Raw genomic sequence first — 13,640 nt, forward strand, 5'->3', positions numbered from 1 at the left:
GCAGTGTCCGACGGTCTGGCAGTCTTCGACGGCGACGCCTGGTGGCGTGACGCCGTCGTCTACCAGATCTACCCCCGCAGCTTCGCCGACGCCGACGGCGACGGCCAGGGCGACCTGCCCGGCGCGCTGGCCCGCCTGGACCACCTGGCCGACCTGGGCGTGGACGCCGTCTGGCTGAGCCCGTTCTACCCCTCGCCGCTGGCCGACGGCGGCTACGACGTCGCCGACCACACCGACGTGGACCCCCGCTACGGCACGCTGGCCGACTTCGACGCCTACGTGGCCGCGGCCGCCGCCCGGGACATCAAGGTCATCGTCGACATCGTGCCCAACCACTGCTCGGCCGCCCACCCGCGCTTCCGGCAGGCGCTGGCGGCCGGCCCCGGCAGCCCCGAGCGCGAGTGGTTCCTCTTCCGCGACGAGCCCAACAACTGGCAGTCCATGTTCGGCGGCCCGGCCTGGACCCAGACCCCCGACGGCCAGTGGTACCTGCACCTGTTCGACTCCGCCCAGCCCGACTGGAACTGGCGGCACCCCGGCGTCACCGCCATGTTCGAGGACGTGCTGCGGTTCTGGCTGGACCGCGGCGTGTCCGGGTTCCGCATCGACGTGGCCGCCATGCTGTTCAAGGAGGACGGCCTGCCCGACGTCGTCCCCGGCAGCCAGGGCGCGCCGCTGGCGCCCGGACGGTCCGCGGTGCCGTACGAGCACCAGCCCGAGCTGCTGGAGCTGTACCGGTCCTGGCGCGAGATCCTGGCCGCCTACCCCGGGCCGCGCGGCACGGTGGCCGAGATCTGGTTCGCCGACCCCGCCCAGGCCCGGCCCTACCTCACCGGCGACGGCCTGGCCCAGCTGTTCAACTTCCGCCTGATGCCCCTGCCGTGGTCGGCAGCGGAGTTCCGCGCGGTGATCGAGGAGTCGCACCGGCTGGCCCGCGAGACGGGCGGGTCGATCCCCTGGGTGCTGGGCAACCACGACGTGCCGCGGATGGCGACCAGGTTCGGCATCGACCAGGACCTCGTCCGCGCCCCCACCGCCGACGTGCTGCTCGGCAGGGTCGCCGTCGACCACGAGCTCGGCCGCAGGCGGGCCCGCGCCGCGACGCTGCTGCTGCTCGCCCTGCCCGGCGCCGCCTACCTCTACCAGGGCGACGAGCTCGGCCTGCCCGAATATCTCGACATGCCGGCGCAGGCGCGGCAGGACCCGATGTTCGAGCGCACCGGCCGCGCCTTCATCGGCAGGGACGGCTGCCGCGTGCCGCTGCCCTGGTCGGGCACGTCCTCGCCGTACGGGTTCGGGCCGGGCGGCACCTGGCTGCCCCAGCCGGCCGACTGGGCGCACCTCACCGTCGCCGCCCAGCGGGACGACCCCGGCTCCACCCTCAACCTCCACCGCGCCGCCATCGCCCTGCGCCGGGAGCATCCCGCGCTCGGCGACGGCGACCTGACCTGGCTCGACGCCCCGCCCGGCGTGCTGGCCCTCACCCGCGAGCCCGGCTTCACCCTCATGGTCAACTTCGGCCCGGACGCGGTGCCGCTGCCGCCGCACCACGACGTCCTGCTGGCCAGCGGCCCCCTGGACGGCGGCGTCCTGCCCGCCGACACGGCGGTGTGGCTGTCGTGACCGGCGACCCGATCCCGCTGCCGGAGTACCCCCGGCCCCAGCTCGTCCGCGACAGCTACGTCAACCTCAACGGCCGCTGGCAGTACGCGATCAACGACGGCTCGCGGCCCGGGGCCTACGACGGCGACATCCTCGTGCCGTACTCGCCGGAGGCGCCGCTGTCCGGGGTCGGCCGGCAGCTGCTGCCGGGGAAGACGCTGTGGTACCGCCGCACCTTCCGGCCGCCCGCCGGGCCCGCGGGCGGGCGGGTGATCCTGCATTTCGGCGCCGTCGACCAGACCTGCCGGGTGTGGGTCAACGACGTCGAGGTCGGCGGCCACAGCGGCGGCTACCTGCCGTTCTCCTTCGACGTCACCGACGCGCTGACCGAGGGCGTCAACACCCTCGACGTGGCCGTCCAGGACGACAGCGACACCAGCTGGCGGTCGCGCGGCAAGCAGCGGCTGCGCCGCGGCGGCATCTGGTACACCGCCCAGTCGGGCATCTGGCAGACCGTCTGGGCCGAGCGCGTGCCCGGACTGCACGTGGAACGGCTCACGCTGACCCCCGTGCTCGCCGAGGAGTGCATCGAGGTGACCGTGCACGCCGCGGGCGGCGAGGCCGAGGTCGAGATCCTCGCCGGCGGGCAGGTGGCGGGCCGGGCCACCGTCCCCGCCGGGCGGCCGGTGCGCGTCCCGCTGCCCGGCGCGCGCCCGTGGACCCCCGAGGACCCCTTCCTGTACGACGTGACCGTCTCGCTCGGCGAGGACCACGTCCGCGGCTACGTCGGCATGCGCTCCTTCTCCGTCGGCCCGGACGCCGACGGCGTGCCCCGGCTGCTGCTGAACGGCCGGCCGTACTTCCACGCCGGGATCCTCGACCAGGGCTACTGGCCCGACGGCCTCTACACGCCGCCCTCCGACGAGGCCATGGTCGACGACATCGTCATGATGAAACAGCTCGGCTTCACGATGCTGCGCAAGCACATCAAGATCGAGCCGCTGCGCTGGTACCACCACTGCGACCGGCTCGGCATGCTCGTCTGGCAGGACCTGGTCAACGGCGGCCAGACCTACCGGCCGCTGGTCGTCACCACCCCCGCGCTGCTGCCGCTGCGCCTGGACGACCGCCGCCACCGCCGCTTCGGACGAGCCGACGCCGCCGGGCGGGCCGCGTTCGAGGCCGAGCTGCGCGAGACCGTCGAGCACCTGCGCAACGTGGTCGCGCTGGCGGTCTGGGTGCCGTTCAACGAGGGCTGGGGCCAGTTCGACGCCGCGCGGATCGCCGGCGAGCTGGCCCGGCTGGACCCCACCCGCACGATCGACCACGCCAGCGGCTGGCACGACCAGCGCGCGGGCGACCTGCACAGCCTGCACGTCTACTTCCGCCGTTTCCGCCCGCCCCGCCCGGACGGCCGCGTCCTGGCCCTGACGGAGTACGGTGGCTACAGCCTGGCCGTCGAAGGCCACACCTGGGGCGAGAAGGAGTTCGGCTACCGCCGTTACCGCACCGCCGACGAGCTGGGCGCGGCGTTCGTCCGGCTGCACGAGGAGCAGATCGTCCCGGCCATCCGCAAGGGCCTGAGCGCCACCGTCTACACCCAGCTCTCCGACGTCGAGGACGAGCTGAACGGCCTGCTCACCTACGACCGGGCCGAGCTGAAGCTGCCCGCCGACCTCATCCGCTCCGTCACGAGGAGGCTCGCCTTCCATGACCACCCATGAACGGGAGCTCACCGCCCCCGCCGACCTGTGCCTGCCCGGCGGGCGGCTGAACCCGGCCGCGGTCGGCTGGACCCGCACGCCGCTGCACCGGGCCAACCTGCGCGGCTGGGGACGGCGCAAGCGCTGGGAGTACTGGGGCGTCGTCACCCCCTCCCACATCATCGGCCTGGTGGCCTCCTCACTGGACTACGCCGGGGTGCACGGCGTCTACGTGCTCGACCGGGCCACCGGCGCGGAGTTCGCCAAGGACGTCGTCGTGCCGCTGGCCCGCGGCGCCGTCTTCCCCGACCGCAGCGGCGCCGGCACGGTGTCCGTGCGCGGCGGCGGGCTGACGATCGACATCCGGCAGGACCCGGCCGCCACCGTCATCCGCGCCGCCGCCCCCGGCGTGCGGATCGACCTGGAGGTGCCGCTGCCGCAGGGCCACGAGTCGCTCGGCGTCGTCGTCCCCTGGGGGCCGAACCGGTTCCAGTACACGGTCAAGGACGTCGGCCGCCCGGCGCGCGGACGCCTGCGCCTGGGCCCGGACGAGTTCGCGATCGACCCCGCGGACTCCTTCGCGGTGCTCGACCACGGCCGGGGCAAGTGGCCGTACGCGGTCACCTGGAACTGGGCGGCCGGCAGCGGGCCCGGCCGGTCCGTCCAGCTCGGCGGCAAGTGGACCGACGGCACCGGCGTCACCGAGAACGCCCTGTTCACCGGCGGCCGGCTGCACAAGATCGGCGACGAGCTGGAGTGGGCCTACGACCGCGGCGACTGGCTGCGCCCCTGGCGGATCACCGGCCCGCGGGTCGAGGTGGAGTTCCGGCCGTTCCACGAGAAGGTGGCCCGTACCCAGCTGGGCGTGGTGGCCGGCGAGACCCACCAGTGCTTCGGCCACTTCTCCGGCCGCGTCCAGGACGACGACGGCGCGTGGGTGGACCTCGACGGCCTCACCGGCTGGGCCGAGGAGGCGCGTCAGCGCTGGTAGCGGGGGCCGGGCACAGCAAAACCCCCGGGCGTCGCCCGGGGGTTTTCACCGTGAGAAGTGGTCAGGCGCTCTTGCGGCGCTGGGCGCGCAAGACCGCGAGCCTCTCGTTGAGCACCTCTTCCAGATCCTCGATGGACCGCCGCTCCAGCAGCATGTCCCAATGAGTCCGTGGGGGCTTGGTCTTCTTCGACTCCGGCTGCTCACCGTCGACCCGCACCGCGGTCGCGCCGCACATGCGGCACTCCCAGGTCGCGGGGATCTCGGCCTCGGCGGCAAGCGGAACCTCGAAGCGATGGCCCTTAGGACAGGTGTAGGACACCTCCTGGCGTGGGGCCAGATCCGTGTTACGGTCGTTCTCGTAGCTGGTTGCCCCGAGCCGGGTGCCACGAAGCGCGCGCTCGCCCATGTCTAAATGCCTCCTACAGGGCCCCCATACGTGGGGGGTCTGTCTCCCACGGTGTCTAACGCTTGGTACCGTGATGGGATTCCCACCCGCGGGGTGATCCAATCGCGCTTGGGGCCTCGGGTATTCGAGCCCGCTCCCACCGGCGCTCCTTCCTCAGGCCGCGGCGGTCGTCCGCGGGGCTCTGAGCAGGCTCGCCGCCAGCCACAACGCGCCGATCATGATGAGCGCCCCGTGCGCGATCCGCACCGGGTACGGGCCGAAGAACTGCGGGATGAACAGCGCCAGACCCAGCGCGAGCGCCGTCCCGGCCCCCTTGGGCAGCATCCCCGAACGCCACACCGCCACGGCCGCCATCACCGTGCCGACGCCCAGCAACGCCAGCCCGGCGGCGAACAGCGTGATCGCCAGCGGGTCGAAGCGGAACCGCTCGGCCAGTTCCATCAGCGCGGGAGTGCCGTCGCGCAGGGAACGTTGCGCGATCACGTGCAGGCCGAAGTCCTCGGCCCCGTAGTAGGGGAGTGTCAGGCCGGCGCCGGCCCAGGTCACCGCGGCCGCGCGCAGCGACAGACGGTCGCCGAGCACCTGGTGCAGCCCGAGCGTGCCCAGCCCGAGCAGCACGAACCCGAGCATCGCGGCCACATGGCCGGTGACCCACGCGGTCGAGGCCATGGCGACGGCGTCGTCACCGGACGGCCGCACCAGCGGGTAGACGAACAGCAGCACGCCGCCGAGGGCGAAGGCGGCGGAGGTGAGGCGGGGGGAGGCCATGGACAACTCCTGGTTGAGGGCATCGCTCTGTTGTGAGAGCAATGCTCTCGTGACAGGGGTTCTGTGTCAAGAGCACTGCTCTCTCTTTGGGGCGATGGCCGCATTCGGGTGTCAGGCCAGCAGCGGCACCAGGGTCCGGTCGCCGAACCTGGTCATCGCGGCCAGCGGCGCGGAGGCCGCCCCCACCAGCAGCGGAAGGCCCGGCCTGCCCTTGTCCCTGGCGATGCGGGGGCCCAGGGCGGCCATCAGCGCGGTCAAGCCCGGCAGTGGCCTGATCCACATGGTGATCTCCCGGACCAGGCCGTCGTCGTCCAGTTCGAGCTGGGCCACCTCGTTCAGCGGCTGGCGGCCCACCCGGGCGGTCGCCGTGAGCATGCGGGTGCGGCCGTCGCCGATGTCGCTGCGGTAGCGCAGGTCCGACAGCACGTCGAAGACGGCTTCGAACAGCGCTCCCACCTGTGTCAGGCCCTCGAACCTGGCCCGGTAGCTCAGCGGCGAGTGGAACACCACGCCGTCGGCGAGGGTGGCCTTGAGCGCCTGGACGTCGTGCGCCTCGCCGGCCCGGCGGTAGGCGCCGGCTGGTGAGTCCTGAATGTGAACTGTCATGGGTTCACAATATCAACCGACTATCATGGGTGCATGAACAGGTTCGGTGAGATGCACTGCTCCATCGCCCAGGCCGTCGGCGTCATCGGCGAGCCCTGGACGCCGCTGATCCTGCGCGACCTGTTCCTCGGCCTGCGCAGGTTCGACGACCTCGCCACGGACCTCGGCATCTCGCGCAACCTGCTGGCCCGCCGGCTCGACCATCTCGTCGCCACGGGGGTCGTGGAGAAACGGCCCTACCAGGAGCGTCCGGTGCGCCACGAATACCTGCTGACCGAAGCGGGGCGTGACGTCGTGCCAGCCCTGCTGACGCTCATGGCCTGGGGCGACCGGTGGTCCACCCCGCCCGGCGGGCCGCCCGCGCTGCTCGTCCACTCCTGCGGGCGGGAGTTCACGCCCGTCGTCACCTGCCCCCACTGCGGCGGCGAGGCCACGGCCGAGACCGTGCTGCCGATGCCCGGTCCCGGAGCCGCCCGGGGGCCGGGCACCATGGTGCTCGCCGCCGATCTGTGACGCCAGGTGTTTGACGCGCGACCCTTCGTGAGAGGACTCTCATGGCCCGCTCACGGCCGCCCCACGGCGGCCCCGCAGGCTGAGGGAACCGCGACGTCGATCAGGAGGCGTAGATGGATCTCGTGCCACGCTGCTCCGCGGCGGCCGCCGCGCTCGCGTTCGTCCTCGTCGGGGGAGGGACGCTGCTTCCGGCCCAGGCGGCGGCCGGCCCGCCTCCGGCGCTCGTCGTGGCCGTCCACGACGAGGACGGCGGCGACGATGACGACGACGACCGCGCGGCCCCCCGGTCCGGGCGGCGCGAACCGGCCAGGAGACAGGCCCACGCCCCGCGCCGGGACGACGACGTCGAGGCCATCCCCGGCCTGGAGGCCCGCGACTCCCGGCCGGCCGAGCCCGTCACCCGCCCGGAGCGGGCTCCGGAGCGGGCTGAGATCCGGCTGGAGAGCGGCGCCCTGACCGGCGGCGGGCACGCCGGCCCGCTGGTGCTGCTGGCCATCCTAGGCACCGGCGCGCTGGTGGGCGCCTCGTACTGGCTCTCGCGCCGGTACGGCCCCTGACGGGCCTCAGATCCCCGCGGGGACCTCGTTGCCGGCCGCCCTGATGGCCTTGGGCAGGTTCGTCAGGGCGAGCAGCACGAAGCCCGCCACGAAGAATATGATCATGGACACGATGGCGATCCGGTAGCTGTTGGTGACCTGCAGCGCGATCGTCACGGTCAGCGATCCGATGAACGCCGAGCCCTTGTCGCTGATCTGCAGCAGGCTGAAGTACTCCGCCTCCCGCCCCTTCGGGATCACCTGCGAGAACAACGACCGCGACAACGCCTGCGTGCCGCCCAGCACGATGGCGATGGCGAAGGCCATCAGGTAGAACTGCAGCGCCTGCCCCTCGCCGACGAACATCGCCACCACCACGATCCCGGTCCACACCACCAGGCTGGCCAGCACCGTGCGCTTGGTGCCGAAACTGCGCGCCAGCCACCCCAGCAGCAGCGCCCCGAAGAACGCCACGAACTGCACCATCAGGATCGCCGTGATCTGTACGGTCTTGCCCAGCTTGAGGGCCTCGGAGGCGAAGGCCGCGCTGTTGCCGATGACCGTCTGCACGCCGTCGTTGTAGACCAGGTAGGCCACCAGGAACAGCAGCGTCAGCGGGTAGCGCCGCAGCTCTGCCAGCGTCCGGCCGAGCTGGCGGAAGCTGCCGCGCACCGAGCGCAGCGCCGTGGTCTCGTGCGCCGCCACGGGACGGTTGCGCAGCCGCAGCAGCGGGATGACCGTGAACGTCGCCCACCACAGGCCGGCCGACATCATGCTGATGCGCACCGCCATGCCCTCACTCAGCCCGAGGCTGTCGTGCTGCAGGAACAGCGCCAGGTTGAGCAGGAGCAGCAGCCCGCCGCCGAGGTAGCCGATCGCCCAGCCGCGCGAGGAGACCCCGTCGCGCTCCTCGGGGGTGGAGATCTGCGGCAGGAAGGAGTCGTAGACCACCACGGAGGAGCCGTAGGCCAGGTTGGCCACCACGAACAGCACGCCGCCCAGCAGGTACCGGTCGCCCTCGACGAAGTACAGGCCCATGGTGGCCAGCGCGCCGACGTAGGCGAAGCCGCCGAGCAGCTCCCGCTTGCGGCCGGTGTGGTCGGCCAGCGCGCCCACGATGGGCAGGAACACGATCTGCAGGAACACCGCCACCGTCAGCGTCAGCCCGAAGAAGGCCGCGGGCCTGATGTCGGCGCCGAGCACGTCGACGTACCCCAGGCCGGGGTGGCGCAGGACCAGCGCGTCGAACTGGGAGGCGCACGTCTCGGGCGCGAGGCCGGGGAAGTCCTTCGCGCAGGCCGCGGTCCTGGCGACCGGGATCAGGTACGGGCCCAGGAACACCGAGATGATCGTGGTGTAGAAGGCCGAGTTGGCCCAGTCGTAGAAGTACCAGCCGCGCTGCTCGCGGCGGCGTGCCGCGGGGGAGTCGTCGAGGGCCGCGGGGGGTGCGGTGGAGGCCATGGTGTCGTGTCGCTCCTCTGCGGCCGGGCGGCCGGGGGGCCTCGCGCGGCCCGGCCACGGGGTGGGGTCATGCCTGACGAAGTGCCCATCTTCGCAGGTCGTGGGTCACGTCCACGTGTCGTGCCCATGACCTTACAGTGATCACCTCAGGAGAGGAAGGTCACCGCCGGGCGGGTCAGGCCGCCAGGCCGCGCGGGTGCCACAGGCCGCGCCGTTCGAGCACCTCGCGCAGGCCGGTGACGTTGTCGGTCATGATCCCGTCGACGCCGAGGTCGAGCAGGTGCTCCATGCGGACGGTGTCGTTGATCGTCCACACGTGCACCTGCATGCCGATGGCGTGGGCCGTGCGGACCAGGCGCCGGGTGGTGACGCGCAGGCCGCGGAAGCCCACCGGCACCTGCGCGCACGGGATCCCGGCGCGCGACAGGCGGGCCAGCAGCCGGCCGTAGCCGGAGGTGGCGGCGGCGGCCCGCAGCGCGGCCACCCCGCGCGGGCCGAGCGCCGAGCACACCTCGCGGCCCATGGCGGCCCTGGCCATGACCAGGCGCTCGTCGGAGAAGGAGGTCAGGCAGACGCGGTCGTAGGCGTCGGTGCGGCGGACCGCCTCGGCCAGCGGCGCGATGGCCGCCGCCTCCTTGACGTCGATGTTGAAGCGCACCTGCGGCCAGGTGCCGAGCAGGTCCTCCAGCAGCGGGATCTCGTGCACGCCGGCGATGCGGGCCTGCCGGACCTCCCGGTAGGGCAGCTCGGAGATGCGGCCCCGCCGGTCGGTCACCCGGTCGAGGGTGTGGTCGTGGAAGGCCAGCAGCACGCCGTCGGCGGTGGCGTGCGCGTCGGTCTCCAGGTAGTCGTAGCCGAGCGCGACCGCGCGTTCGAAGGCCGCCAGGGAGTTCTCGGCGCCCTCCAGCGCGCCGCCGCGGTGGGCGAAGGCCAGCGGCCCCGGATGGTCGAGAAAGGCGAAACGACGGCTGAGCACGACCCGGTGTCCCTTCCGATGGTGGACGGTTCGGTCACGGTTCGGGGAGATTCTCCCACTCCTGGCGGCGCGCCTCGGCCAGCGCGATGGCCGCGGCCACCGACACGTTGAACGAGCCGACCCGCCCGACCTGCGGGATGTAGCAGACGCCGTCGGCGGCCTCCAGCAGGGCGGGGGAGCAGCCGTGGTCCTCGCTGCCGACCACCAGGCACACGTCGCGGCCGAGGTCGGCGCGGTGCAGCGGCACGGCCTCGGCGGTCAGCTCGATGGCCAGCACGGCGTAGCCGTCGTCCTTGGCGGCCTTGACCGCCTCGGTGGCCGGGACCGGCTCGTGCCAGGTGACCAGGCGCTCGGTGCCGAGCGCCGTCTTGCCCGCCTTGGGGTTGGTGGGCGGCGTGGCGTTGCCCGCCAGCCAGATCTGGTCGACGCCGAACGCCGCGGCGCTGCGGAAGATCGAGCCGACGTTGAACGGGCCCGTCACCGACTCCAGGATCAGCGCGAGCCGGTTGTCGGTGTTCCTGCGCCAGGTGCGGTTGAGCCGCTTGACGTCGGTGGGGCGCAGCTGCCTTCTCATCGGGCCACCTTCAAAATGCGGTAGGCGGCTCGGGAGGCCTCGCGGGAGGCCTGCCAGCCCTGCTCGCCGAGCCAGCGTTGCAGGGAGTCCGAGCCGAGGTGTTTCTGGACGACCAGGTAGGCGACGCCGTCGGGCGTCAGCCGGGTGAGCCACCTGGTGAGCATCTCGTGCAGAGCCGGCTTGCCAATCCGGATGGCGGGATTGGACCAGATGGCCCGAAATTTCACGTCATCCGGCACTTCATCAATATGAACAGGTCTTACTTTGTAAAGGCCGGCGGCCTGGGCGTTCCGTCCGGTCAGCTCCAGGCTCCGCCGGTTCACGTCGACGGCCCACACCGTCGCCCCGGGCGCCCGCGAGGCCATCGTCAGCGCGATGGGCCCGTAGCCGCAGCCCAGGTCGAGCAGGTCGCCCTCCTGCGGCGGCGGCGGGACCGACTCCAGCAGCGCGCGCGTGCCGACGTCGACCCGGTCGGGTGAGAACACGCCCCGGTCGGTCTCCAGCCGCAGGTGCAGGTCGGGCAGGACCAGGTCGACCGAGCCCGGCCTGCTCGCGGTCTCGGGACGTTCGGAGAAGTAGTGGGCCACGTGGGAAAACGTTACGGGATGCGGGTGCCGAACAAGACCGCGGCGCCGGCCACGAGCAGCCCGAGCACGATCGCGGCCACGATGAACCACTGGGTGATCTCCTGGCTGACCAGCTTGAACCCCAGCGAGGTGCCGATCTGCTCGTAGACGTCGCGCAGCTCGCTGCCGGACTCGGCGGCGTAGGCGCGGCCGCTGGTGCCGTCGGAGAGCGACTGGAGTGTCTGCTTGTTGACCGGGACGTTCACGGGCCTGCCGTCGATGTCGACGGTGCCCTCCTGGGTGCCGTACGCGATGGTGGAGACCGGGACGTGGGCCTGCTGGGCGGCCTCGATGGCCTCGGTCACCGACCGGCCGGAGGTGTTGTCGCCGTCGGACAGCAGCACGATCGCGGCGGGCGGCGGGTCGGTGGCGGCCTGCTGGTCGAAGGAGCGCACCGAGTCGAGCGAGTTGAAGACGGCCTCGCCGATCGCGGTGCCGGGCCGCGTGGTCAGGTTGCCGATGGCGGTGACGACGGCCTGGTGGTCGGTGGTGGGGGAGATGACGACGTTGGCCGAGCGGGCGAAGGAGACCACGCCGACGTTGAAGCGGTCGGGCAGCTCCCTGGCGAACGCCTGGGCGGCGGCCTTGGCGGCGCTGATCCGGTTGGGCTGGACGTCGCCGGCGTCCATGGACAAGGAGACGTCGAGGGCGATCATGATGGTGGCGCGGTCGCGCGGGACGCGCACCTGGTCGGCGGGTTTGGCGGCGCCGACCACCAGGAGCGACATCATGACCAGGAACAGCGCGGGGGGCACGTGCCGGCGCCAGCCCGGCCCGGCGGGGGCGACGAGGTTGAGCAGCGCCAGGTTGGTGAAGCGCACGGTGTAGCGGCGGCGGGCGAACTGCGCCACGACGTATCCGGCCATCAGCAGCGCCACCAGCACGAACAGCCACAACCAGCCGGGCGCGAGAAACGTCATACGGGTCTCCGGTGGGCGAGGTGGCTCATGCGGCGCTGGCGCAGGACGAACTGCGCCACGTCGAACACCCAGTCCCGGTCGGTCCGCAGCACCAGGTGGGCGATGCCGGCGCGGCGCAGGGCGAGCCGGGTGCCCTCGCGCTGGAGGGCGGCGGCTTCTGCATATGCTTGCCGGACTTTGGGAGAAAGGTGCACTTCACGTACGTTCCCGGTCTCGGGATCGGTGAACGCCACCCGGCCGACGTCCGGCAGCTCCAGCTCGCGCGGGTCGATGACCTCCACGGCCAGCACCTGGTGGCGCGCGGCCAGCCGCCTGATCGGGCGTTCCCAGGGGCGTTCGGCGTCGGGGTCGAGCTCGGGGCGGTCGTCGAGGAAGTCGGAGACGACCAGGCGCAGGCCCCTGCGGCGGCGGGTGGCCGCCAGCACGTCGATGCCCTCGGCCAGGTCGGGCGCGTCGGGCACGGCCCGGCCGCGCGGGGCGTCCATGAGGGAGCTGAGCAGCCCGTACAGGGCCGGGCGGCCGGTACGGGCGGGCATGCGGTGGATGTACTCCTCGTGCAGCACCAGCGCGCCGAACCGGTCGCCCATGCGGCTGGACAGGAAGCCGATCGCGCCGACGGCGGCCACGACCAGGTCGCGCTTGTCGGTGTCGGCGGTGCCGAAGTCCATGCTGGCCGACCTGTCGGCCAGCGCCCAGGTCTCCAGCTCGCGGTCGGCGATCAGGTCCCGGACGTGCGGGACGGTCGTACGGGCGGTGACGGCCCAGTCCATGCGGCGCACGTCGTCCTCGCCGGGCACGTACAGGCGGCTGTCGCCGGTCTCGCTGCCGGTGCCGGGCAGCAGCCCCTGGTGGGCGCCGTGCAGCAGGCCGTCGAGCCGCCGCGTGACGGTCAGCTCCAGCCGTCGCAGCGCCTGCTCGGCGGTGTTCAACGGTTCTGGTTCCAGACGACCAGGGGCGGCGGCACGGCGTGCAGGATCTGCTTGACGACCTGCTCGGGATCGACGCCGTCGGCCAGGGCGTCGAAGGTCAGCATGAGCCGGTGGGACATGACGTCGACCGCCACGTCGCGCACGTCGTCGGGCAGCAGGTAGTCGCGGCCGCGCAGCAGGGCCAGCGCGCGCCCGGCCGAGACCAGGCCGAGCGTGGCGCGGGGGCTGACGCCGATCTCGATCGTCTCGGCCAGGTCGCCGAGCCCGTAGTCGGCGGGCGCGCGGGTGGACATGACCAGGCGCACCACGTAGTCGGCCACGAGCTGGTGCACCGAGACCTGCTCGGCGGCCTGCTGCAGGGCCAGCAGCCGGGCCGGGTCGAGCACGCGGTCGGGCACGGGCGGCGTGACGCTCATGCGGTGGAGGATCTCCAGCTCCTCGTGCGCGCTGGGGTGCGGCACCCGCACGCGGAACAGGAAACGGTCGCGCTGCACCTCGGGCAGCGGGTAGACGCCCTCGGACTCGATCGGGTTCTGGGTGGCCAGCACGATGAACGGCCTGGGCAGCGGATGGGTGACGCCGGCCAGCGTGACCTGGCGCTCGGCCATCACCTCCAGCAGCGCGGACTGCACCTTGGCGGGGGCCCGGTTGATCTCGTCGGCCAGCAGGAAGTTGACGAACACCGGACCCAGCTCGACGTCGAACTTCTCGTTGGAGGGGTGGAAGACGCGGGTGCCGACGATGTCGCTCGGCACGAGGTCGGGGGTGAACTGGATCCGGGCGAACGTGCCGCCCACGACGGTGGCCAGGGTGGAGGCGGCGAGGGTCTTGGCGACTCCCGGCACACCTTCGAGCAGGCAGTGACCGCGGGCCAGCAGGGCCACGACCAGCCGCTCGACCATGTGCTCCTGTCCCACGATGACACGCCGGACCTCATCGAGACTTCGGCGCAGCAGTGCCGCGTCGTTTCCGCCTGGCAACTCTTCGGCGACGCTCATGACGCCATTCCACCAAACGCGCCGCGAACGT

General features: G+C 72.4%; 15 protein-coding genes. 5 read left to right on the forward strand and 10 right to left on the reverse strand.

Annotation, left to right across the window (positions count from 1 at the left end; translation table 11 throughout):
- The first annotated feature begins 3 nt into the window (after positions 1–3).
- Genes AB0J71_RS39270 through AB0J71_RS39280 form a run of 3 tightly spaced genes read left to right on the forward strand, consistent with a single transcriptional unit; the run spans position 4 to position 4,296 of the window.
- Positions 4–1,623 (forward strand): alpha-amylase family glycosyl hydrolase, encoded by a 1,620-nt coding sequence (locus AB0J71_RS39270; protein ID WP_364419166.1) that lies wholly within the window; start codon positions 4–6, stop codon positions 1,621–1,623.
- Positions 1,620–3,326 carry a sugar-binding domain-containing protein gene (locus AB0J71_RS39275; RefSeq protein ID WP_364419168.1) on the forward strand — a complete coding sequence of 569 codons (1,707 nt, stop codon included), beginning with the start codon at positions 1,620–1,622 and terminating at the stop codon, positions 3,324–3,326. Before AB0J71_RS39270 ends, AB0J71_RS39275 begins: the two co-directional genes overlap by 4 nt.
- Positions 3,313–4,296: a DUF2804 domain-containing protein gene (locus AB0J71_RS39280; protein WP_352324944.1), complete on the forward strand. Its 984-nt coding sequence runs from the start codon at positions 3,313–3,315 to the stop codon at positions 4,294–4,296. Before AB0J71_RS39275 ends, AB0J71_RS39280 begins: the two co-directional genes overlap by 14 nt.
- A 61-nt stretch (positions 4,297–4,357) precedes the next feature.
- Here AB0J71_RS39280 and AB0J71_RS39285 read toward each other — a convergent pair whose 3' ends face one another.
- The 3 genes from AB0J71_RS39285 to AB0J71_RS39295 form a co-directional block, all read right to left on the reverse strand.
- Positions 4,358–4,702 carry an RNA polymerase-binding protein RbpA gene (locus tag AB0J71_RS39285; RefSeq protein ID WP_043625492.1) on the reverse strand — a complete coding sequence of 115 codons (345 nt, stop codon included), beginning with the start codon at positions 4,700–4,702 and terminating at the stop codon, positions 4,358–4,360.
- Positions 4,703–4,855: 153 nt separating this feature from the next.
- On the reverse strand, positions 4,856–5,470 hold the full coding sequence (locus AB0J71_RS39290; protein WP_352324946.1) for a hypothetical protein: 615 nt from the start codon (positions 5,468–5,470) through the stop codon (positions 4,856–4,858).
- Between the two features lie 111 nt (positions 5,471–5,581).
- Positions 5,582–6,076, reverse strand: coding sequence for a nuclear transport factor 2 family protein (locus tag AB0J71_RS39295; protein WP_352324947.1), 495 nt, complete (start codon positions 6,074–6,076; stop codon positions 5,582–5,584).
- A 33-nt stretch (positions 6,077–6,109) separates the two neighbouring features.
- On the opposite strand from AB0J71_RS39295, the gene AB0J71_RS39300 reads away from it, so the two are divergent.
- Together AB0J71_RS39300 and AB0J71_RS39305 are read left to right on the forward strand one after the other, a co-directional pair.
- Positions 6,110–6,589 carry a helix-turn-helix domain-containing protein gene (locus AB0J71_RS39300; protein ID WP_364390384.1) on the forward strand — a complete coding sequence of 160 codons (480 nt, stop codon included), beginning with the start codon at positions 6,110–6,112 and terminating at the stop codon, positions 6,587–6,589.
- A 113-nt stretch (positions 6,590–6,702) separates the two neighbouring features.
- Positions 6,703–7,146, forward strand: coding sequence for a hypothetical protein (locus AB0J71_RS39305; protein ID WP_364390382.1), 444 nt, complete (start codon positions 6,703–6,705; stop codon positions 7,144–7,146).
- Between the two features lie 6 nt (positions 7,147–7,152).
- Here AB0J71_RS39305 and AB0J71_RS39310 read toward each other — a convergent pair whose 3' ends face one another.
- The 7 genes from AB0J71_RS39310 to AB0J71_RS39340 form a co-directional block, all read right to left on the reverse strand.
- Complete coding sequence (locus AB0J71_RS39310; protein ID WP_352331228.1) at positions 7,153–8,586, reverse strand: MFS transporter; 1,434 nt, start codon at positions 8,584–8,586, stop codon at positions 7,153–7,155.
- A gap of 175 nt (positions 8,587–8,761) precedes the next feature.
- The gene (locus AB0J71_RS39315) at positions 8,762–9,562 is read right to left on the reverse strand and encodes a glycerophosphodiester phosphodiesterase family protein (RefSeq protein WP_364390380.1); all 801 of its coding nucleotides are present in this window, start codon (positions 9,560–9,562) and stop codon (positions 8,762–8,764) included.
- A gap of 34 nt (positions 9,563–9,596) precedes the next feature.
- Positions 9,597–10,136 carry a TrmH family RNA methyltransferase gene (locus AB0J71_RS39320; RefSeq protein WP_352328100.1) on the reverse strand — a complete coding sequence of 180 codons (540 nt, stop codon included), beginning with the start codon at positions 10,134–10,136 and terminating at the stop codon, positions 9,597–9,599.
- A complete protein-coding gene (locus AB0J71_RS39325; protein ID WP_352328099.1) occupies positions 10,133–10,723 on the reverse strand; it encodes a methyltransferase in 591 nt (196 codons plus the stop codon). Before AB0J71_RS39325 ends, AB0J71_RS39320 begins: the two co-directional genes overlap by 4 nt.
- Positions 10,724–10,734: 11 nt before the next feature.
- Complete coding sequence (locus tag AB0J71_RS39330) at positions 10,735–11,682, reverse strand: VWA domain-containing protein (RefSeq protein WP_352328098.1); 948 nt, start codon at positions 11,680–11,682, stop codon at positions 10,735–10,737.
- The gene (locus tag AB0J71_RS39335; RefSeq protein WP_364419170.1) at positions 11,679–12,611 is read right to left on the reverse strand and encodes a DUF58 domain-containing protein; all 933 of its coding nucleotides are present in this window, start codon (positions 12,609–12,611) and stop codon (positions 11,679–11,681) included. Before AB0J71_RS39335 ends, AB0J71_RS39330 begins: the two co-directional genes overlap by 4 nt.
- On the reverse strand, positions 12,608–13,609 hold the full coding sequence (locus AB0J71_RS39340; RefSeq protein ID WP_352328096.1) for a MoxR family ATPase: 1,002 nt from the start codon (positions 13,607–13,609) through the stop codon (positions 12,608–12,610). The genes AB0J71_RS39335 and AB0J71_RS39340 overlap by 4 nt, the downstream gene beginning before the upstream one ends.
- Positions 13,610–13,640 lie beyond the last annotated feature (31 nt).

This window comes from Nonomuraea sp. NPDC049637, assembly GCF_040675235.1.
In the GTDB taxonomy this organism is placed as follows: Bacteria; Actinomycetota; Actinomycetes; order Streptosporangiales; family Streptosporangiaceae; genus Nonomuraea.

Bases quoted from the DNA above. Each gene is read 5' to 3' on its own strand.
- AB0J71_RS39285 (WP_043625492.1), bottom strand. From the start codon at position 4,702: ATGGGCGAGCGCGCGCTTCGTGGCACCCGGCTCGGGGCAACCAGCTAC.
- AB0J71_RS39305 (WP_364390382.1), top strand. From the start codon at position 6,703: ATGGATCTCGTGCCACGCTGCTCCGCGGCGGCCGCCGCGCTCGCGTTC.
- AB0J71_RS39290 (WP_352324946.1), bottom strand. From the start codon at position 5,470: ATGGCCTCCCCCCGCCTCACCTCCGCCGCCTTCGCCCTCGGCGGCGTG.
- AB0J71_RS39310 (WP_352331228.1), bottom strand. From the start codon at position 8,586: ATGGCCTCCACCGCACCCCCCGCGGCCCTCGACGACTCCCCCGCGGCA.
- AB0J71_RS39280 (WP_352324944.1), top strand. From the start codon at position 3,313: ATGACCACCCATGAACGGGAGCTCACCGCCCCCGCCGACCTGTGCCTG.
- AB0J71_RS39300 (WP_364390384.1), top strand. From the start codon at position 6,110: ATGAACAGGTTCGGTGAGATGCACTGCTCCATCGCCCAGGCCGTCGGC.
- AB0J71_RS39340 (WP_352328096.1), bottom strand. From the start codon at position 13,609: ATGAGCGTCGCCGAAGAGTTGCCAGGCGGAAACGACGCGGCACTGCTG.
- AB0J71_RS39330 (WP_352328098.1), bottom strand. From the start codon at position 11,682: ATGACGTTTCTCGCGCCCGGCTGGTTGTGGCTGTTCGTGCTGGTGGCG.
- AB0J71_RS39320 (WP_352328100.1), bottom strand. From the start codon at position 10,136: ATGAGAAGGCAGCTGCGCCCCACCGACGTCAAGCGGCTCAACCGCACC.
- AB0J71_RS39295 (WP_352324947.1), bottom strand. From the start codon at position 6,076: ATGACAGTTCACATTCAGGACTCACCAGCCGGCGCCTACCGCCGGGCC.